A 20,193-nucleotide genomic window follows, 5' to 3' on the forward strand; every position below is an offset into this window, starting at 1 on the left:
TGGATTTATTTTCTAAATAATGTAGCAGAGTGTAGGTGGTTTTTTTTAGCAAATATTTTAAATGCTTCTGAACTTTCTTATTCAGCATCAAATTAATTTTAAAAACAAAAAAATGAATAAAATAATAACGATTGTTTTAATAGCAATTTTTTTTTCATGTAGTGATTCTAATAGTCAGTCAAATAAAAATTCTGTTTCAACAGCAAATACAGGTCTTAGAGCCTACGGTAAAAGAATTGTAAATAGTTCAAATCAAACCGTACTGTTAAAAGGGGTTAATCTTGGTCAATGGTTAGTTATGGAAGGATTTATGTCTGGAAGCAATGGTAATATGAGCCAATCAGACATGAAAAGAAAATTATACACTTCAGGAAAAACAAGGGAACAAATTGAAACCTATTTTGAACAATACCGAGCCAACTTTATAACAAAGGCAGATATCGATTTTATTGCTTCAAAAGGCTTTAATTGTATTCGTGTGCCTTTGCATTATGAATTGTTTTTGACTCGTACACAAAGAGAGAAACGTTTGGATGTTATATATGCAAATGGTTCTGCTAAAGAAATGGCCTATACTGCTTATAAAAACAATCTGAAAGCATGGGTTGACAATAATAGCTTAGCAACTTCTTCTGATGTTGATGGATTTAAGATTATTGATAATCTTGTTTCATGGTGTAAATCTAATAATATTTATATTATTCTAGATATGCATGTAGTACCGGGGACGGTAGGTGATCAGGGAGTTATTACAGATGAAATGATGGTTGATTTTGAATATGGCGGTCGAGATTATTTTAAAGATTCTAAAAATAGAGAAGCACTTTATAGAATTTGGGATAAAATATCGGAACGTTATGCAAATGAAAATACCATTTGTATGTATGATTTGATAAATGAACCGCATAACAAGCCATCTGGTACTTTGGTTGATCTTAGCAGTTCTGAAATGACAACTTTGAAAAATAGCTACAATACCATTATTAACTCAATTAGAGCAAATAATGATAATACTTTGATTCTATTAGAAGGTGGTGATTATGGAAATGATTATTTGTCAAGTGGTGTATCCATATACCCTTCTAATTTTGATAACCCTTCTAATTTGGTTTTTAATCTTCATAGGTATAGAGCAGACAATTCTAAGGCAGCTATAAATAGTGATACTGATAATTTAGTCCTACTTGGCTCCGCAGTAAGCTTTAGTAATACCCATAACGTACCCTTGTTTTGTGGAGAAACTGGTTTGGATAAAGATTATACCAGGCTTACCGAGAATCTAAAAAACATGAGCGAATTAGGTTTTGGATGGGCTTTATGGTCCCTTAAATCACATACAGACCGTAATAATCCGAGCTATGATAGCAATAGATTTCCATTAGATGTTGGTGGAAATGATATATGGGACGATTTGGCACAATGGGAAAACGGTACTTTATTCAATAATATAAAATTTGAAAATTGTGCGTTAAATCCAATGCCTGCATTTTGGGTAGCTATTGATCCAGTAAAATAAATTAAAATATGAAATACATATCCTATTTAGTGCTAGTAAGTACTATTGTAACTTTTTTTTCCTGCGAGATACATAAAAACAATGTTAATAGTTCAATTTCATTAAATGGAGATTGGCAAATCGCTGAAACAAGTCGTCCAGACAGTGTTCCTAGTTCATTTACTAGTAATATTCAAGTTCCGTCTTTTGTTGATTTGGCAAAACCAGCATTAGCAAAATTAAATTATCCGAATGATAAAACCCGTTATTTTTGGTATCATAAAACCTTTACTGTTAATCACGACAATGTAGATCTTGTAGAATTGGAATTAAGGAAAGTTAAATATGAAGCACATATTTATATTAATGGAAAAAAGGCAGGACAGCAAAATATTGCATTTTCATCAGGTAAATTCAATATTAAAGATTTTTTAAATAAAAGTGATACTCCAAACGAATTACTCATTAGAATAGGAACCAAAGAAAATTTTACAGATACTTTGATTAGTGGTGCCGATTTTGAGAAGAAAACTTTTTTTCCCGGGATCTATGATGATGTAAATCTGTTACTGAAAAAAGCACCATTTATAGAGCACTTGCAAATTGTTCCCAATATTGATAAAAATCAAGTTGAAGCTTATGTTGAAATTGGAAGATTGGAAAAAAAAGACCCTTTTAATGTTTCTTATGAAATAATAGAGCATGTAAGTAAACAAGTTATTGCAAAGGGTAAAAAAGAGTTTTTATCAGATTCAATTCAATTAGATATTCCTTTGGAGAATTATCAACTTTGGAGTCCTGAAAGTCCCTTTTTATACGAATTAAAATTGACTACAGACACAGACACCAAAACGACTCGATTTGGTATGCGTAGTTTTACAATTGACCAAGAAAAGAAACAATTTGTACTGAATAACAAGCCTTATTTTTTGTTAGGTACTAATGTGCCAATGTTTCGTTTCTTTGAAGATGCAAACAGAGGTTCAAAGCCTTGGGATGAGCAATGGGTACGTAAATTATTTACTCAATTTAAATCCATGAATTGGAATTCCTTTCGTTTTCATGTAGGACCTGCACCGGATTTTTGGTATGATTTAGCGGATGAAATGGGGCTGTTAATTCAAGATGAATATGCTGTTTGGTATGGCAAAGGAGGAGTAAATTCCCTTGATAAAAAGATTACTCCAAAACAATTAGCCATTGAATATGAACATTGGATGCGTGATCGTTGGAACCATCCCTCCATTGTAATTTGGGATGCACAAAATGAAACAGTATCCAAAATTACAGGTCCAGCATTAGAGATGGTTAGAGGTTTGGATAAATCGAATCGTCCATGGGATAATGGTTACTCAAGACCCATGCAAAAAACAGATATTATAGAAGCGCATCCGTATCTATTATATCCTTATCATCTTAAGGAGGCTAAAGTACCAGATGAGGGAATATTAAAAAAATTACTTGGTCAGGTGAGATTACCATCAAACGATCCCAATGAGCAAGATCCATCTGAAGACGGAAAACATTATGAAAATACAGTCATGTTAAATGAATACTGTTGGTTGTGGCTTAACAGAGATGGATCACCAACTACCCTGTCAGATAATGTGTATTCCTTATTGTTTAGTGAAGCTAAAACACCAGAGGCACGATTTACTGTGTATGCACAAACATTAGCAGCTTTAACTGAATATTGGCGAGCTCATAAAAAAGTGGCCGGTATTCATCATTTTGCGGGACTTACTTATTCACGTCCCACAGAACCACGAGGAGAAACTAGTGATGCTTTTAAAGATGTAGAAAGTTTAGAGTTCCAAGATGCCTTTGTAAAATATGTAAAACCTGCATTTAGTAAAGTAGGGATTATGGTTGATATCTGGGAAAAGGAATATCAAGTAGGTCAAAAACTAGAACTTCCTATTTATTTAATTAATGATTCGGATAGTATATGGAAAGGAGATGTGGCCATTTCTATTTATAAAGAGGATGAAAAAATAAACGACTTAGTCATTTCTTCTGAAAGTGAAAATTATAAAGTAAAAATCGAAAAAACGGCAATTGATTTACCAAAAACTAACGGTATATATCAATTGAGAGTCTCTTTAAAATATAATGGAGAAACGATTACATCCTACCGTATTTTGAATATTAAATAAATTTGTAGTTGAATTAATTGATTGTGTTTTTTTAAGTATTACATCTCTTTGGTGTTCGTAATAATTACATTTTTTTAAAATCTGCTGTAGTACAGTTGTTCGTATTACGGCAGGTTTTTTTATTTATATTTTTTATGCAATTTTTTTAATGTTAAATGTCAATGTATTGATTTGCAACGTCGAATTTTCATTAAGACCAAGACAAATATCATTATAAAAAGTTCTAGATGCTTTCTTCTCGAAAGACAGGTATTTTTTTGTTCCGTTTCTCATTGCAAAAAATACGATTATTGATATTAATATTTAATTGTACCAAACGGGTTTATTAATCAAATAAACCCCAAAAAAAAAATCTACTATTTTAAATTGGTAACATTAAATAATGTACTTCATCTAAAATAGTAGAATCCTATTAATCAATTGAATGTTATTCTATGGAGCCATCATTTTTGTTAAAATATTATTTGATGAAAAAGTGTAAGATATTTTATCAGCAGAATAGATAAGCCCAAACCAGCCACGATCATCCCAAACGGTAAACGACATATTATTAGCTAATGTAGTAGTTTTAATAGTACGATAGTATTCATGAACTACAGATGTATTTCTATCAGCAGAAGTCCTTCCTACGCCAAATTCTCCATAATTAATGGGTATCTCGATAAGTGCAGCGTGAGCGGCAACTTTATTAATTGCTGCTGCTATTGAACTAGCTCCAGGATATGCTGAATCAGATCCTGTTTGACCACAAAATGCCCATGGGTCATAGGTGTGAACTTGTATGGCAAGATATTTATCAGCTCCTAATCCAGGTAGACTTGATTTATTAGGGTATACTTCATCAATCATTCCTTGGTTTCCTTGTCCATTTGGTGATACCATTATAACACGAGTGGTGTTCGCTCCACCAGTAGCACGGATTGCATTATAACCTACTAGGTTGACTTTTCTTGTATAAGTGATTGCTTGAGTATTTGTTGGTAGTACATTTGTCCCCCATTGTCCCAAAGCACCTTCAGGTTCATTTAAAACTTCAAAAATCAATTTATTAGAATAGTTTTTAAAATAATTTGCAATGTCAGTCCAGATATTAGAAAATTTAGTGTCGTAAGCCGCAGATCCGTCGTAATTATCTTTTAGCCAATGTTCGTGATGGGTATTTATGACTACATATAAATTTTTACTTAGCGCATAATCAATGGCTGCTTTTAATTCTAGAAAACGGGAATGGGTATAATCCACTCTTCCCGTAGAAGTATTAGCAAGTGTGGATCCACTCACACTTTGTGCCCAGCTTACAGGTATTCTGATGTGTTTCATTCCTGCACCTACATAAAGGTCGATAATGGATTTAATAGACGCAATGGAAGTGGCATTAATACCATTTTCAAAAGTGTTTCCTAAATTAAAACCGGGGCCCATAGCCTTGATGATATTGGTTGCATATTCGCCCACTATTACATAAACAGATACAGAGGTAGTTGTTTTTGTGTTTTTACCATTATTATAGGCTGTTACTGTTACATTGTAAGTATTTGTTCCGGCAGTTGTAAAAGTATAGGTTAATTCACCATTTGGCATTGTTTGTGTTTTCCCGTCAACTTGGATTTGATAAGTTGTGGCGTTTGTTGCAGTGGCTTTGAATTTTACCATCCCGCTACCATTTCCATTTGGCTTATCGGTAGAGGTTCCTATAATTTCACTCGTGATTTTTAAATCGGAAGGTGCTGAACTCGGAATGTCCCCAGAGTCGTCTTTACTGCATGATAAGAGTAAGGCTACGAAGCCTAACAATAAATAAGAGATTTTTTTCATGATTTTTTCATTTTAAAATAACATTGTTTTAATTAATTTAGATCCACTCCTCGTAGAAATTTTGAATAGTAATTTTCATGCTTATTCCAATTAAAATGGAATGAATTATCGAAAATTCAGTAGTCAGGATTTTTTTTGTAATAAATAGGTTTGAGGGTAACTATAAATCCGTGCGCTTTTTTAAGAGCTATTCCAAAGTTATTTTGTTTTTTAAATTTATCGGACACTTCTATTTAGATAAGAACATTTGGTGTATCAAATAAGTACGTTTGTAGTATTCGTGATTTTGTCGGAATGTCCTTTTTCGACTTTGTCCAAAAAAAGGAGCTGTAAAAAGATGTTTTCTCGTCGTGTTTTAGAAATAGAATTGATTTTAAAAAAAATCTAATAAATTGATTTCGAATATTACGGTAGTATTTTGTTTGCATGACTATCAGGAAGGGGTGTATGCTGCATAGGGGGAATTCGTTTCGGCGAGTTAAAGCTGTTTTTTTTGAATAAATTCAAAAGTGGTACATCTAACCCCCTAAAGAAAAACTATAGAAGCCCAAATTACAGGTGGGTTTTACGAATTTTGCTATCATGATAATTATGAATTTTGTTGTATAAAATAAATTTAAAAAAATGAAAAAAATAATAATGCTGTTTTTTGGTCTTATGTTAACTTGGAGTTCAATAGCGCAAGAAGTTCCTCTGCTGTCTAATATTTCATCTAGAAATAACATTAGTTTGAATGGAAAATGGAATTATATCGTGGACCCTTTAGAAAATGGATATTTTGATTACAGATTGATGCCATTTGAAACAAATGGTTTTTTTGAAAATAAAACGTTTAAGGCTTCTGAATTACAAGAATATAATTTTGCAACTTCAGCAACTATGAATATTCCATCAGACTGGAATACTAAGGATGAAAAGTTGTTTTTCTATGAAGGTACAGTTTGGTTCAAAAAGGATTTTAAGTACACAAAATCAAATAATACAAAAGGGATTCTATATTTTGGAGCGATTAATTATGATGCAAAAGTATATGTTAACGGTAAATTTGTAGGTAGCCATGTTGGAGGTTATACTCCTTTCAATTTTGATGTTACGGATGTTTTGGTAGATGGAAACAATTTTGTCGTTGTTAAAGTAGACAATAAACGTCATAAAGATAATGTCCCAACAGTTAATATGGATTGGTGGAATTATGGTGGTATAACTCGTGATGTTGTTCTTTCTCAAGTTCCTGAAACTTATATTGAGGATTACCTGGTTCAAATTGATAAGAATGAAAAAGGTATTGTCTCTGGTTGGATTAAATTGAATTCTACTGTTGCAAATCAAAAGTTAACTTTACAAATACCAGAGTTAAAAATAAAGAAAGAAGTAATTACTGATTCAAACGGAATGGCATATTTTAAAGTAAAGGCTAAGCCGATTTTATGGATGCCACAATCGCCAAAATTATATGATGTTACATTCAGTAAGTCCGATGAAAATGTTACAGATAAAATTGGTTTTCGAACTATTGAAACTAAAGGAAAAGAAATTTGGTTAAATGGGAAGAAGGTTTTTTTAAGGGGGATTAGTATACATGAAGAGGCTCCATTTCGTCAAGGTAGGGCTTGGTCTAAAGAAGATGCAGTTACTTTATTAACTTGGGCAAAAGAGTTAGGTTGTAATTATGTTCGTCTTGCTCATTATCCTCATAATGAAACAATGGTTCGTGAAGCAGAAAGGATGGGATTAATGGTATGGTCAGAAGTACCTGTGTATTGGACTATTTCTTGGACAAATACCGATACATATAAGAATGCAGAAAGACAATTACATGATATGATTTATAGAGATAAAAATCGCTGTGCTGTTGTTATTTGGTCAATTGCTAATGAAACTCCACATGGAAATGATAGAGATATGTTCTTGAGTAAATTAGCTAAATATGCTCGTGAACAGGATAATACTCGTTTGATAAGCATGGCGATGGAGGTTACTAAAAGTCCGAATAATGTTAACAGACTTGAAGATAATATGAATCAATATGTTGATATCGTTAGTTTCAATCAGTATTTAGGTTGGTATAGAGGGACCAATGAATCGTGTAAATTAATGCAATGGGATATTCCTTATAATAAACCTGTAATAATAAGTGAGTTTGGAGGAGGAGCATTACAAGGTTTACATGGTGATAAAACGGAACGTTGGACTGAGGAATATCAAGAAGAATTGTATAAACAAAATACTGAAATGTTTGCTAGAATTGACGGTTTAGCAGGGGTTTCTCCTTGGATACTGGTTGATTTTAGATCGCCAAGACGTCAATTGCCAGGAATTCAAGATTTCTTTAATCGTAAAGGATTGATTTCTGATTCAGGAATTAAAAAGAAAGCTTTTTATGTTATGAAAGATTGGTATGATAAGAAGAAAGAAGAATATAAATAGTCCGTATTAATGTATGATAATACAACTCTTCAGGAAGATGTCTGATTAGACTTCAGTTATAAATGCATATACTGTTATTAACCAATTCTATCATAATTAACCAACCCAACCAATGAAAAAAATAACATTTATTATATCGTTTTTAGTTCTTTTTTTAATGTCCGCTAATGATTTAAAGGCACAAGTTATAAGCTCATATTTTATGGGGCAAAATGCATGGATGCCCTCTTTTAAATACAATGGTAAATTTGAAGTAGTAGCACCAAAACTTACGGATGCAGCCATCAAGATGATACGGATAGGAGGTACTAATTATAATAAAGTACCATCCGGAAATGATGGACTTACTTATTCGCAATATGATATTCTTATTAATTCTGTAAAAAGTACTGGTGCAGAGCCTATTGTACAAATTAGCCATTTTTTAACGTATCAGTCAGCTAAAAATTTAGTCTATTATTTAAATGTTACTAAAAATTATAATATTAAATATTTCTGTATTGGTAATGAACCAGATTTAGAAGGTGTGAGTTCGGCGGCTGTTAAAACCTATATTACGACTTTAGCTCCGGCTATCAGGGATATTACTGCCAGTGCCATCATTATGGGACCGGAATGTGCCTGGATGAATGGCGGTATTTATGGAAATATGTTAAATGATTTGTTAGGAGGGTCTCAGAATGTAGCTGGTAAAGATTCTAAAGGCCGCTATTATTTAGATATTATCACATATCATTCTTATGATAGGTATAGTATTACCGAGATGGAAGATAGAATTATAGCTTTAAAATCGTTGTTAACAAGCATTAATACAACGAGAACAGATAAACCTTTAGGCTGGGCACTTACAGAATTCAATACTACTTCTAATAATAGTCAAACAGCAGTCCCGGCAGACTTTAAAGTTTGGAGTATGTATGCGGGTCAGTTTTTTGCGCAAGTCTACGGACTTGGAATGAAATATGGAGCATTTACTGTTGATGCCTGGGCTACCCATGAACAAAGTGGAGCAAGAACAGGTACTGATTTGGGACTATTTGACGCTGAACCTAACTATGCAGGCAGATCCAATTATTATCATACAATGATGTTGGGAAAGTTTATAAAATACAATTATATGCCGACATCTACTAATAATGGAAATATTAAAGTTGTTTCAACTTATAGTACTACTACTTTTGGATATCAAGTGCTTCTGATGAATAACACTGCTACACAGTACAATACTACTGTAAGACTGAGTAATACAGCGGTTACTACTAATAGTACTGTGGTGGTTAAACTTTTGAACGGAACATTAGCAAAAGAATTTGTAACCTATGTAGAACCATATGGTACGCGATTATTAGTTTTTGATCAATACGGAAATCTTGTAGAAAACTGGAGGTATTGTAAAACTCAAAGCGATGCCAATACAGGTCCTGTTAAAGTTATAACTGCTAATAAATTAGTATTATCCAGTTCCGGTAAATCAGAGGTAAATAATGATATGCCAGATTCAAAAATAGGAGTTTACCCTAATCCTGTACAATTCAATAGTGATTTTTATATTAACTATGATTCCAATAGGGGTACTCAGGAAGTTATGATTTTTGATGCTTTAGGAAGGAAGGTATATTCTAAAAAAGCTTTTTCTGTCAGTCCGTTTAAAATAAGTTCAAACGGTGAATTTAAGCCAGGGATTTATTTCGTTAAGATAGGAAATCAACAAACTAAATTTCTAATTCAATAGTTGGAGGATTATTGATTTATAAACCTCAGAAGTCAAATCAAATTTCTTGTGAACAAGTTTGTACAATGACTTATTTGTTTTAAAAAGATCACATAACATTTAAAAAAAAATATAAGATAACAATTGTTTTATGAAAAAGATAAGTTATGTCTCGCTACTAATTGTTTTTATAAGTCATTTTTCTAATGCACAACATAAAGACGCTATATACAAAAAAGGCTGGATAGATTTTAATAAAAATGGAATCATGGATGTATATGAAAATCCAAAAGAGCCAATTGAAAAGCGAGTAAAGGATTTACTGTCTCAAATGAATTTGAATGAGAAATCATGTCAAATGGCTACTCTTTACGGATTTAAAAGAGTATTAAAAGATTCTTTACCAACTCCAAATTGGAAAAATGAAATTTGGAAAGATGGTATTGCAAATATTGATGAGCAATTAAATGGGGTAGGGCTTTTGACTTCAAAAGGAAGGAACACGGTTGTTTCTAAAAATCTTATTTATCCTTTTAGTAACCATGCTGAAGCTATAAATAAAACACAAAAATGGTTTGTGGAAGAAACTAGATTAGGTATTCCAGTTGATTTTACAAATGAAGGAATTCATGGTTTAAATCACACAAAAGCAACACCTCTTCCTGCCCCCATAGGAATTGGTTCTACTTGGAATAAAGATTTAGTTTTGAAAGCAGGCCAAATTGTGGGGAGAGAAGCCAAGGCATTAGGGTATACGAATGTTTATGCTCCAATTCTAGATTTAGCTAGAGATCCAAGATGGGGGCGTGTTTTGGAAACTTATGGTGAAGATCCTTTTTTAGTTGCAGCATTAGGGACTCAGATGGTAAATGGAATCCAGAGTCAAGGAGTAGCCTCAACACTTAAACATTATGCAGCATACAGTGTGCCTAAAGGCGGACGTGATGGAAATGTTCGAACGGACCCGCATATTAACCCACGTGAATTGCAGGAAATACATCTTTATCCTTTTAAAAAAGTAATACATGATGCTCAGCCCATGGGGGTTATGAGTAGTTATAATGATTGGAATGGAGAACCAATAACTGCTAGTCATTATTTCTTAACTGAGTTATTACGCTGGGAATTTGGATTTAACGGTTATGTAGTTAGTGATAGTGAAGCTGTTGAATTTATATATACTAAACATCAAGTTGCTACAACTTATGAGGATGCGGTAAGACAGACAATTGAGGCAGGATTAAATGTGAGAACTCATTTTACACCACCAAGTGATTATATTCTTCCTATTCGGAATTTGGTAAATCAAGGTAAATTATCAATGAAATTAATTGATGAAAGAGTAGCTGAAGTTTTGAGAGTCAAATTTAGATTGGGACTTTTTGATTCGCCCTATGTTGTTGATACTAAAGTTGCAGACAAAGTTGTAGGTGCAGATAAAAACGAAGATTTTATTCTTGATATTCAAAGACAATCTCTGGTTTTATTAAAAAATGAAGGGAATCTACTTCCATTAGATAAAAATAAAATAAAAAAAATACTGGTAACAGGACCGCTTGCTAACGAAGAAAATTATATGGTAAGCCGTTATGGTCCGCAAGAACTTGAAAACACGACTGTTCTAGAGGGCATAAAACAATTTTTAGGAAAAGATGTTATAGTAGATTATGCAAAAGGTTGTGATGTAGTTGATGCTAATTTTCCAGAAAGTGAATTAATCCATTTTCCATTATCAACAAAGGAACAAAGTGATATTGATGAAGCAGTGCGTCTGGCTAATGAAAATGATGTAATTGTTGTAGTATTAGGTGAAGATGAAAAAACTACTGGAGAGAGTAAATCAAGGAGTGGACTCGATTTACCTGGTCGTCAGCAACAATTATTAGAAGCACTATATGCTACTGGTAAACCTGTCGTTTTGGTGTTAATCAATGGGCAACCATTAACTATTAATTGGGCAAATAAATATGTTTCTTCTATTTTAGAAGCTTGGTTTCCAAGTCATTCTGGAGGTCAGGCTATAGCTGAAACCTTGTTTGGAGAATATAATCCAGGAGGAAAATTATCAGTGACTTTTCCTAAAACTATAGGGCAAATTGAATTTAATTTCCCTTATAAATTAGGATCTCATGCATCTCAAGGTAAAGAAGGACCTAATGGTTTTGGGAATACTAGAGTTAATGGTGCACTATATCCATTTGGGTACGGATTAAGTTATACTAGTTTTAGCTATGCTGATTTAAAAGTGTCTCCTACTAAATTAAATTCTCAGGCAGAAATTAAAGTTACTCTAAAAGTAACAAATACTGGAAAACGAGAAGGAGATGAAGTGGTGCAATTGTACTTAAGTGATAAAAATGCTAGCGTTGTTACATACGATTCTGTTTTGAGAGGCTTTGAAAGAGTGCATTTGAAACCAGGAGAAACAAAAACAGTGAACTTTATATTGCAACCTTCGGATCTAATGTTATTAGATAAAAATATGAAATGGACTGTTGAACCAGGAAATTTTGAAATAAAAATTGGATCTTCTTCTGAAGATATTAGATTAAAAGAATGTATTACTATTTTACCTTAAAAAATTTTTTTAAATGAAAAAAAAAAGAATTATCAATTTTGGTGAAATACTATTGAGACTCTCTCCTCCAAATTATTCAAATCTTTCAAAAACAAATTTTTTTCATGCTTATTATGGTGGCGCAGAAGCTAATGTTGCTGCATCTTTATCCATTTTTGGACATGAGAGCATTTTTGTAAGTGCTGTGCCTTTAAATGAACTAGGAGAAGGGGCATTAGGTGAATTAAGATTTCACGGAGTAAATCCTGTAGTTAAAAGGGAAGGAAATAGATTAGGTGTTTATTATTTTCAAGAAGGAGCTTCAGAAAAACCGGGGAAAGTAGTTTATGATAGGGAAAGTTCTTCCTTTTCTAAATTAAGTAGAGGAACAATTGATTGGCAATTAATTTTTAAAGATGCAGACTGGTTTCATTGGTCAGGAATCACACCTTCTTTGTCTCAAGATTTAGCTGATTTATGTGAAGAAGCATTGGTTGCGGCTTCGAATTTAGGACTAACCATTTCAGTTGATCTAAATTACAGACCTACTTTATGGAACTATGGTAAAAATCCTGTTGAAGTAATGCCTGATTTGGTGAAATACTCTGATCTGGTTTTAGGAGGAATGGATGATTCTCTTATTTGTATGGGGATCGATGTTACCCAGACAGACACAATGGAAGTAGTTTTTGATAAATGGATGAAGAAATATCCCAAAATAAAAAGAATAGTTTCAACACAAAGATATGATGCTAATGCTTCATCAAATATGATAGGTGCTGTTTTGTGGGATGGGTATACATTTCTACAATCAAAAAAATATAAAGTTTCTCATATTGTTGACAGAATAGGAGCAGGTGATGCTTTTATGGCAGGTATTATTCATGGCTTAATCAATTGGCCGAATGATAATCAAAAAGCACTTGATTTTGCTCTTGCTGCCAGTTGCTTAAAACATTCTATTCCAGGTGATTTTAATTTATCTACGGCTCAAGAAGTTGAAGCTTTGATGAATGGTGCCAGTGGTGGCAGAGTGATACGATAAAAATAAATAATGTTTTGTTGTTTTTAAATTAAAATAGAATGATTCAAAAAACGAAAAGTAAAGTATCCGAAATTTTGCTCGAAGCGGGAATGATTCCTGTTTTTTACAACAAGGATACTTTTTTAGCGAAAGAGGTTGTACAAGCTTGTTACAACGGGGGAGTTACAGCTTTTGAATTTACCAATAGAGGCTCAAATGCTTTGGAGGTTTTCAAATCTTTAAGAAGATATATTGACGAGAATAATTTGGATATTTTATTAGGAGCAGGTACAATTCTTAGTGTAGCTACTGCTAAGGATTTTGTTGAGGCAGGGGCTGATTTTTTAGTTTCTCCAATATTAAATAGAAAAATCGCAATTTACGCCAATGAAGAAGAGTTGTATTGGATTCCTGGTTGTGCTACTTTAACGGAAATTTCAAAAGCTGAAAAATTAGGAGCTGAAATCATAAAGATATTTCCTGGGGCAGTGTTGGGGCCAGATTTTGTTTCGGCCGTAAAAGCTCCAATGCCTTGGTTGAAATTAATGCCAACAGGAGGTGTTGAACTGAGCGAAGACAATCTTTCTTCATGGTATAAAGCAGGGGTAGTTTGTGTGGGGATTGGCTCACAACTGATAACCAAAAATATTTTAGAGCAAAGAGAGTTTCTTGCTTTGGAAATGAAAATCAAATCAACATTAGAAATTATTAAAAATCATAAAAAAAATTAGATGAAGACAAATGAATTTGCAGAATTGAAGGGAAGAGTGGCATTAATAACTGGAGGTGCGGGTGTTTTGGGTTGTGGAATGGCTAATGTTTTGGCGCATTATGGAGCGATTGTAGGAATAATGGATTTAACAATTGAAGGTGCTGAAACTGCAGTAGATGTTATTAAAAAAAATGGAGGTGAAGCTTTTGCAGTTAAGGCCAATGTATTGGACAAAGAAGAACTTCAGGAAGTTCGTGATTTTATTATTGAAAAATATGGGAGGTTGGATATTTTAATTAATGCGGCGGGAGGAAATATGCCTGGTGCTACGATTGGGCCTGATCAGGCTATTTATGATATGCAGTTACCACATTTACAGAAGGTTTTGGATTTGAATATCATTGGTACTATTTTGCCTTCTCAGGTTTTTTCAGAAGTTTTTGCAAAGCAAAAGTCTGGAATTGTGATTAATATTTCTTCTGCCTCAGCTCAAAGACCTTTATCCAGAGTTGTGGGCTATTCTGCATCTAAAGCAGCTATCGATAATTTTACAAAATGGTTAGCGGTTGAATTAGCAGGTAAATATGGAGATGGTATTCGAGTTAATGCAATTGCACCAGGTTTTTTTATTGGAGAACAAAACAGAGTTTTGTTATTGAATCCTGATGGTACCTTAACAAAAAGAGGAGAAAAAATTATTGATCATACACCAATGGGGAGATTTGGTGTACCTGAAGATTTAGATGGAGCATTATTATTCTTATGCAGTAATATGTCCCAATTTGTGACAGGTACTGTTCTTAATATTGATGGTGGTTTTGCGGCTACAAGTATCTAATTTAAAAATTTAAAAGAGAAAGAAATGGAACAAACATGGAGATGGTATGGACCAAATGATCCTGTACAATTAGCTGATGCAAGGCAAGCTGGAGCAACTGGGATTGTGACTGCTTTGCACCATATAAAAAATGGACAGGTGTGGGAAGTGGATGAAATCATGAAGAGAAAAAGGGAGGTTGAAGCGGCTGGATTGAATTTTTCGGTGGTAGAAAGTATTCCAGTTCATGAGGATATAAAAAAGCAATCTGGTGATTATTTAAATTATATCGAAAACTATAAACAAAGTATTAAAAATCTAGCAAGCTGTGGTATTTATACCGTTTGTTATAATTTCATGCCTGTTTTAGATTGGTCAAGAACTGATTTATCTTATGAAATGCCAGATGGTTCTAAGGCTTTGCGTTTTGATATCAATGAATTTGCTGCTTTTGAATTATTTATTTTAAAAAGGCCAGGTGCAGAAAACACTTATACAGAAGTGCAAAAAATAAAAGCAAAAGCCACTTTTGAAAAGTTGACGGATGCTGACAAAATAAAATTACAACAAAACATTATTGCAGGTTTACCAGGAGCAGAGGAATCTTATACAGTTGAAGATTTCTTGAAAGTACTTCAAGGTTATGACGGAATTGATGCGAATAAATTAAAAGAGAATTTATATTATTTTCTACGTGAAATTATTCCAGTAGCTGAGAGTGTAGGGGTGAAAATGGCGATTCATCCAGATGATCCTCCTTATCCAATTTTGGGTTTACCGAGAGTGGTAAGTACTGAGGCTGATTTAAAACAATTACTAAATGCTATTGATTCTCCTTCTAATGGATTTTGTATGTGTACTGGATCTTATGGAGTGATTGCCGAAAATGATCTTTCAGGGATGATTGATCGTCACGGAGAGAAAATGAATTTTATACATTTAAGAAGCACACAAAGAGATGAAGAAGGTAATTTCTTTGAAGCGAACCATCTTGAGGGAAATGTAGATATGTATGAAGTGGTTAAATCTATTGTTAAAGTGGAAAAGCAAACTAATAGGATCATTCCTATGCGTCCTGATCATGGTCATCAAATGTTGGATGATTTAAATAAAAAAACAAATCCTGGTTATTCGGGAATAGGCCGTTTACGAGGACTTGCCGAATTGAGAGGGTTAGAAATGGGAATAGAAAGAAGTTTGTGATTTTAAATTATGGGTTTTTAAATTAGAGAATAGCTATTTCTTTTGGTAGATGTAAATGATTAAAAAAATAATGAAGAATAACAGTATAATTTTTTTTTGCATGTTTATGATTTTGCATGCTTTTGCTCAACAAAATCAAAACGGAATTTCAAAAACTGGAGATAAAATTACAGTTTATACGACTGCAGAGAATACTGAATTAAGACTGACTGAAACAGATGAATTAGAATTTACAGAGGCAAAACAACCATTAGAAAATGAAATTTCAGTTTTTGTTGATGTAAATAAAACATACCAGACTTTCATTGGGATTGGAGGAGCTATAACCGATGCAAGTGCTGAGGTTTTTGCAAAATTATCAAAATCAAAACAACAGGAACTTTTAAAGGCTTATTATGATAAAAGTACAGGAATAGGTTATTCGTTACTAAGAACTACAATACATAGTTCTGATTTTAGTAGTGAAAGTTATACATATGTCAAAGAAGGTGACCTGTCTTTAAAAACTTTTAATATTAATCATGATAGACAATATCGTATCCCGTTGATTAAACAAGCTTTAAAAACAGCAGGCGGCGGTGTCTGTATTTATGTTTCACCATGGAGCCCTCCTGCTTTTATGAAGAGTAATGGTAACATGTTAAAAGGAGGTACATTGTTACCGGAATATTACCAATCTTGGGCTAATTATTATTCAAAATTTATTAAAGCTTATGAGAAAGAAGGAATTCCTATTTGGGGACTTACAATTCAAAATGAACCAATGGCAATACAAAGATGGGAATCATGTGTCTATACAGCTGAATCAGAAAGAGATTTTTTGAAAAATTTTCTTGGTCCAACAATGGAAAAAGAAGGTTTAGCTGATAAAAAAATAATTGTTTGGGATCATAATCGTGATTTGATTGGACATAGGTCAAATGTTATTTTTTCTGACCCAGAAGCATCAAAATATGCTTGGGGAATTGGATTTCATTGGTACGAGAATTGGTCTGGAGGCAATCAAATGTTCGAAAATATTCGGAATATATACGAATCATATCCATCCAAAAAATTATTGTTTACTGAAGGGTGTATAGAAAAATTTGACGCTCAAAAGTACCAATTTTGGCCTAATGGAGAAAGATATGGAATTTCTATGATTAATGATTTTAATAATGGAACCGTGGGCTGGACGGATTGGAATATTCTTTTAGATCAAAACGGAGGTCCTAATCATGTCGGGAATTTTTGCTTTGCACCGGTTCATGCCGATATCAATTCAGGAGAATTAATTTATACGCCTTCGTATTATTACATTGGTCATTTTTCGAAATTTATTCGTCCAGAGGCTAGAAGAGTAGGGACTGCTGTTAGCAGAAGTGTTTTATTAAGTACTTCATTTATAAATTCAGATGGAAAAATAGTGACTGTAGTAATGAATCAATCCGGCAAAGAGATTACTTATAATTTATTTGTAGCTTCAGAAAAAACGGTTGTTGTAATACCTGCGCATGGAATTCAAACATTAGTTTATTGATATACTAAATTAGCTTTTATGCAAGTAAAATGGGTAATGTGCTAGTTGTATTGAAGGTTTATAATTTCAAATAACATATGCAGATAATCAGTTATTTATAATTTTACAGTAGTTAAAATTAAAACAACCTTCGGGTTGTTTTTTGTTTTATAATGTCTTAAATCAAAAAAAATGGCTTCAAATAATACCTCGTATTGCAGATGTGTTGTTAGTTTTGAAGGGGTGATAAAAAATGAAAAAACAAAGTCGGACAATCAAAGATACATTTGTAAACATTGTAAAAGGACAAGGGGTGGAAGTTATATTTATAAGCTAGATGTCAATGAAAACATTATTCAGTTTACAAAAGAAGATTTTGGAATAAGAAGCACTGCAAGAGTACTGAAAATATCTATCACAACATTATTGAAAAGGATTGTTTCAATTGCAAAAAATATTATTCAGCCAGTTATCAGTAAAGGAAAAATTTATGAAGTGGATGAAATGCGTACTTTTGTTGGATACAAGCATAATCTTATCTGGCTGGTTTATGCTTTGGAAAGGGATTCTAAAAAGCTAGTAAGTTTTAATGTTGGTAAAAAATACAAACCAATAAAACAACGTTTTTATTTATAGATTTTGTTTTAAAAATTTGAATGTAAGAATAGTAAGTTTCCTGAATTGACCGCAAAATATTTTAGAATTAGTAGGATTTGATTTTATGGATTATTTTTTCCAGAGTTGCAATAGCTATTTCTTTGTCCTTTGCCTCAGCACTATAAGACTTAGAACGGACAGAATGATAGGATAGTTCCGTTTTGTAAGGAGTGGAAAGATAGGGGACAATGGTTTTAAAAACAGTACTCAAGGATTTTGCACTGATGATTCGTGATTCGTCTCCTGCTCGTAAGATTAAAGCAAGTTGATCTGCGGAAAGTACGCAGCTAATTTTATGATCAGTATACTTTACTTTTAGATTGTTGGTGTTTTTTTCTAGTTCTATTGGCGGTATCAGAGATTTTTCAATTCTTTTTTCAAGATAATTAATTTCCTGTTCAAACCAATGAGCAATTATTTTTTTGAGACTTTTATTTTTAAGGTTAAAACGAAAATTTTTGTTGGTGTATAACTGGTTAAATTCTTTGAAGAAGAACCAAAGCTTATCTAATCGGTCGGCATCATTTTGGAAGAGTTCTATTTTTTTTATTATGGAACCCTTAAAATAATTCATGTATTTAAGGTTATTAAAATTCAGATAAATAAGTAGTTCATCTATAGCAGAAAAGCTGTTGGTCTTTTTGGGATTTTCGCAAAACAATTGCAATTCCTGAATTAGTTTTTTCCTATAGAATATCGCTCTGTAAGTTAATGAGGTGTTGTATTTTGAAAAATCATAGATGTCAAAAATAATTGCTGTTATATTCTTATTCGCAACTTCTTTTTCAAGTAGAGGTTTTAATTGCTTAAATTTTTGTTGGAGTTCTTTTTTGGTAACTATGAGGTATGAAATCGGAATTCTTTCATCAATATTGAGATAATTAGTAAATCGGCTTTCAATAAAGGCAAGTAATTCATCCAGACAACCAATTAAAGTATCCATTATTTTTGATAAATGTTCACTTTTGAAAACCGCCTTATTTTGATTGGAGATTACCATATCCTGGAGTGCTATGAGTGAGCTATGGTACTTTTGTACCAAGAGCTTTATTTCACTTTCTTTACGGAACAGAAATATTTGTTTGTTTAACTGAATCTGTATACAGAGAATTTCCTTTAGAATTTTTTCTGTAATTATTTCTAGTTCTTCGGAGGTAATATGGCACAGATAATCTTTTCCTGGATTCAGTGTGATTGAAATCAATGAATCTAACCATTCCAAAGGATATGTTTCAGCTGTTTCCATTAGCATTACTTGTGGTAATTGGTTAATATATCTGGTGAATAGTTAGGCAGTTACAGAAGATTTGTAGGTGTTGCCTAATTCATAATAGTTTTACAGGTTCTTTTTTTCTTTTACTGAGTTATGGAGAAATTCTTTATCGATTATAAAATTCAAAATAAAAATTGAAAGTATTTTCATCTTATTCTTTATTATTCCCAAATTGACAAGTCAAATTCCCTTTATGACATCAAAAATTTGTAATAGACAATAAAAAATCCAATTTTGACAAGCTTACTATATTATATTGTTCCTATTTTTGTAAGAATAATTGATAATTCATAAAAGATGATTGCAGCTCATGACTTTTATGAGAATGAATATGCACAATTTTGGATAGCAGACTCTATTCTCTATTTTAAATACAAAGAAAATACTACTATTGATTTAAAGGTTGCACAGCGGGTAGTTGCTGACAGGATTCATTTTCAAAACGAAATTTCATTTCCGGTATTATGTGATGTGCGGGGAGTGGTTGGCACCAAGAAGGCGGGAAGGGATTACCTAGCGCATAGAGGTTCTGTTTTAACAAAGGCGGTAGCTCTTTTAGTTCATGAAAATGTTTTACACATGATCAGTAGTTTTTATCTCCAGATAAGCAAACCGAGTGTCCCGACAAAAATATTTACTAAAGAAGAAGAGGCTATACTATATTTAAAATCATTTATTTGATGGTGAGTAGGAAGAGACTCTTTACTAAAGAAAATAGTTCTACTGAAATGAAACTTAGTAGAACTATTTTTATCTTAGATTTCAGGACAATTGCTATTCCGATTTCGGAACAGCTGATTACTTTAAAGGATGAGAATTAGTTTTTAGTTCTAATTATGAAGGAGCAA

General features: G+C 32.6%; 13 protein-coding genes and 1 pseudogene. 12 read left to right on the forward strand and 2 right to left on the reverse strand.

Translation table 11 applies throughout. The annotated features are described in order from the left end of the window. Positions 1 to 112: 112 nt before the first annotated feature. Positions 113 to 1,516 (forward strand): glycoside hydrolase family 5 protein, encoded by a 1,404-nt coding sequence (locus AAEO59_RS04700; protein WP_341699585.1) that lies wholly within the window; start codon positions 113 to 115, stop codon positions 1,514 to 1,516. An 8-nt stretch (positions 1,517 to 1,524) separates the two neighbouring features. Continuing rightward, entirely contained in the window at positions 1,525 to 3,651 is a 2,127-nt protein-coding gene (locus tag AAEO59_RS04705; RefSeq protein WP_341699586.1) for a glycoside hydrolase family 2 TIM barrel-domain containing protein, read from the forward strand. Between the two features lie 432 nt (positions 3,652 to 4,083). Here AAEO59_RS04705 and AAEO59_RS04710 read toward each other — a convergent pair whose 3' ends face one another. Next, positions 4,084 to 5,466 carry a glycoside hydrolase family 5 protein gene (locus AAEO59_RS04710; protein WP_341699587.1) on the reverse strand — a complete coding sequence of 461 codons (1,383 nt, stop codon included), beginning with the start codon at positions 5,464 to 5,466 and terminating at the stop codon, positions 4,084 to 4,086. 657 nt (positions 5,467 to 6,123) lie between these two features. Between AAEO59_RS04710 and AAEO59_RS04715 the strand changes: the two genes are divergently transcribed. From AAEO59_RS04715 to AAEO59_RS04755, 9 genes and pseudogenes are all read left to right on the forward strand, one after another. Beyond that, complete coding sequence (locus tag AAEO59_RS04715) at positions 6,124 to 7,893, forward strand: glycoside hydrolase family 2 protein (protein WP_341699588.1); 1,770 nt, start codon at positions 6,124 to 6,126, stop codon at positions 7,891 to 7,893. Between the two features lie 202 nt (positions 7,894 to 8,095). Continuing rightward, on the forward strand, positions 8,096 to 9,625 hold the full coding sequence (locus tag AAEO59_RS04720; RefSeq protein WP_341699589.1) for a T9SS type A sorting domain-containing protein: 1,530 nt from the start codon (positions 8,096 to 8,098) through the stop codon (positions 9,623 to 9,625). 130 nt (positions 9,626 to 9,755) lie between these two features. Then, positions 9,756 to 12,182, forward strand: a complete 2,427-nt coding sequence (locus AAEO59_RS04725) for a glycoside hydrolase family 3 N-terminal domain-containing protein (RefSeq protein WP_341699590.1) — start codon at positions 9,756 to 9,758, stop codon at positions 12,180 to 12,182. Positions 12,183 to 12,195: 13 nt separating this feature from the next. Then, complete coding sequence (locus AAEO59_RS04730; RefSeq protein ID WP_341699591.1) at positions 12,196 to 13,206, forward strand: sugar kinase; 1,011 nt, start codon at positions 12,196 to 12,198, stop codon at positions 13,204 to 13,206. Between the two features lie 38 nt (positions 13,207 to 13,244). Continuing rightward, a complete protein-coding gene (locus AAEO59_RS04735; RefSeq protein WP_341699592.1) occupies positions 13,245 to 13,916 on the forward strand; it encodes a bifunctional 4-hydroxy-2-oxoglutarate aldolase/2-dehydro-3-deoxy-phosphogluconate aldolase in 672 nt (223 codons plus the stop codon). Further along, positions 13,917 to 14,735, forward strand: coding sequence for an SDR family oxidoreductase (locus AAEO59_RS04740; protein WP_341699593.1), 819 nt, complete (start codon positions 13,917 to 13,919; stop codon positions 14,733 to 14,735). 24 nt (positions 14,736 to 14,759) lie between these two features. Then, entirely contained in the window at positions 14,760 to 15,917 is a 1,158-nt protein-coding gene (gene uxuA / locus AAEO59_RS04745) for a mannonate dehydratase (protein ID WP_341699594.1), read from the forward strand. 100 nt (positions 15,918 to 16,017) lie between these two features. After that, the gene (locus AAEO59_RS04750; RefSeq protein WP_407934919.1) at positions 16,018 to 17,436 is read left to right on the forward strand and encodes a glycoside hydrolase family 30 protein; all 1,419 of its coding nucleotides are present in this window, start codon (positions 16,018 to 16,020) and stop codon (positions 17,434 to 17,436) included. A gap of 171 nt (positions 17,437 to 17,607) precedes the next feature. After that, positions 17,608 to 18,018: pseudogene (locus AAEO59_RS04755) on the forward strand (IS1 family transposase); the annotation flags it as partial. Positions 18,019 to 18,118: 100 nt separating this feature from the next. On the opposite strand, the gene AAEO59_RS04760 reads toward AAEO59_RS04755, so the two are convergent. Next, positions 18,119 to 19,318 carry a hypothetical protein gene (locus AAEO59_RS04760; protein WP_341699596.1) on the reverse strand — a complete coding sequence of 400 codons (1,200 nt, stop codon included), beginning with the start codon at positions 19,316 to 19,318 and terminating at the stop codon, positions 18,119 to 18,121. A gap of 324 nt (positions 19,319 to 19,642) precedes the next feature. Here AAEO59_RS04760 and AAEO59_RS04765 point away from each other — a divergent pair, with 324 nt between their 5' ends. Continuing rightward, a complete protein-coding gene (locus tag AAEO59_RS04765) occupies positions 19,643 to 20,026 on the forward strand; it encodes a DUF7793 family protein (protein ID WP_341699597.1) in 384 nt (127 codons plus the stop codon). The last annotated feature ends 167 nt before the right edge of the window (positions 20,027 to 20,193 follow it).

This window comes from Flavobacterium flavipallidum (genome assembly GCF_038289905.1).
Classification (GTDB): domain Bacteria; phylum Bacteroidota; class Bacteroidia; order Flavobacteriales; family Flavobacteriaceae; genus Flavobacterium; species Flavobacterium flavipallidum.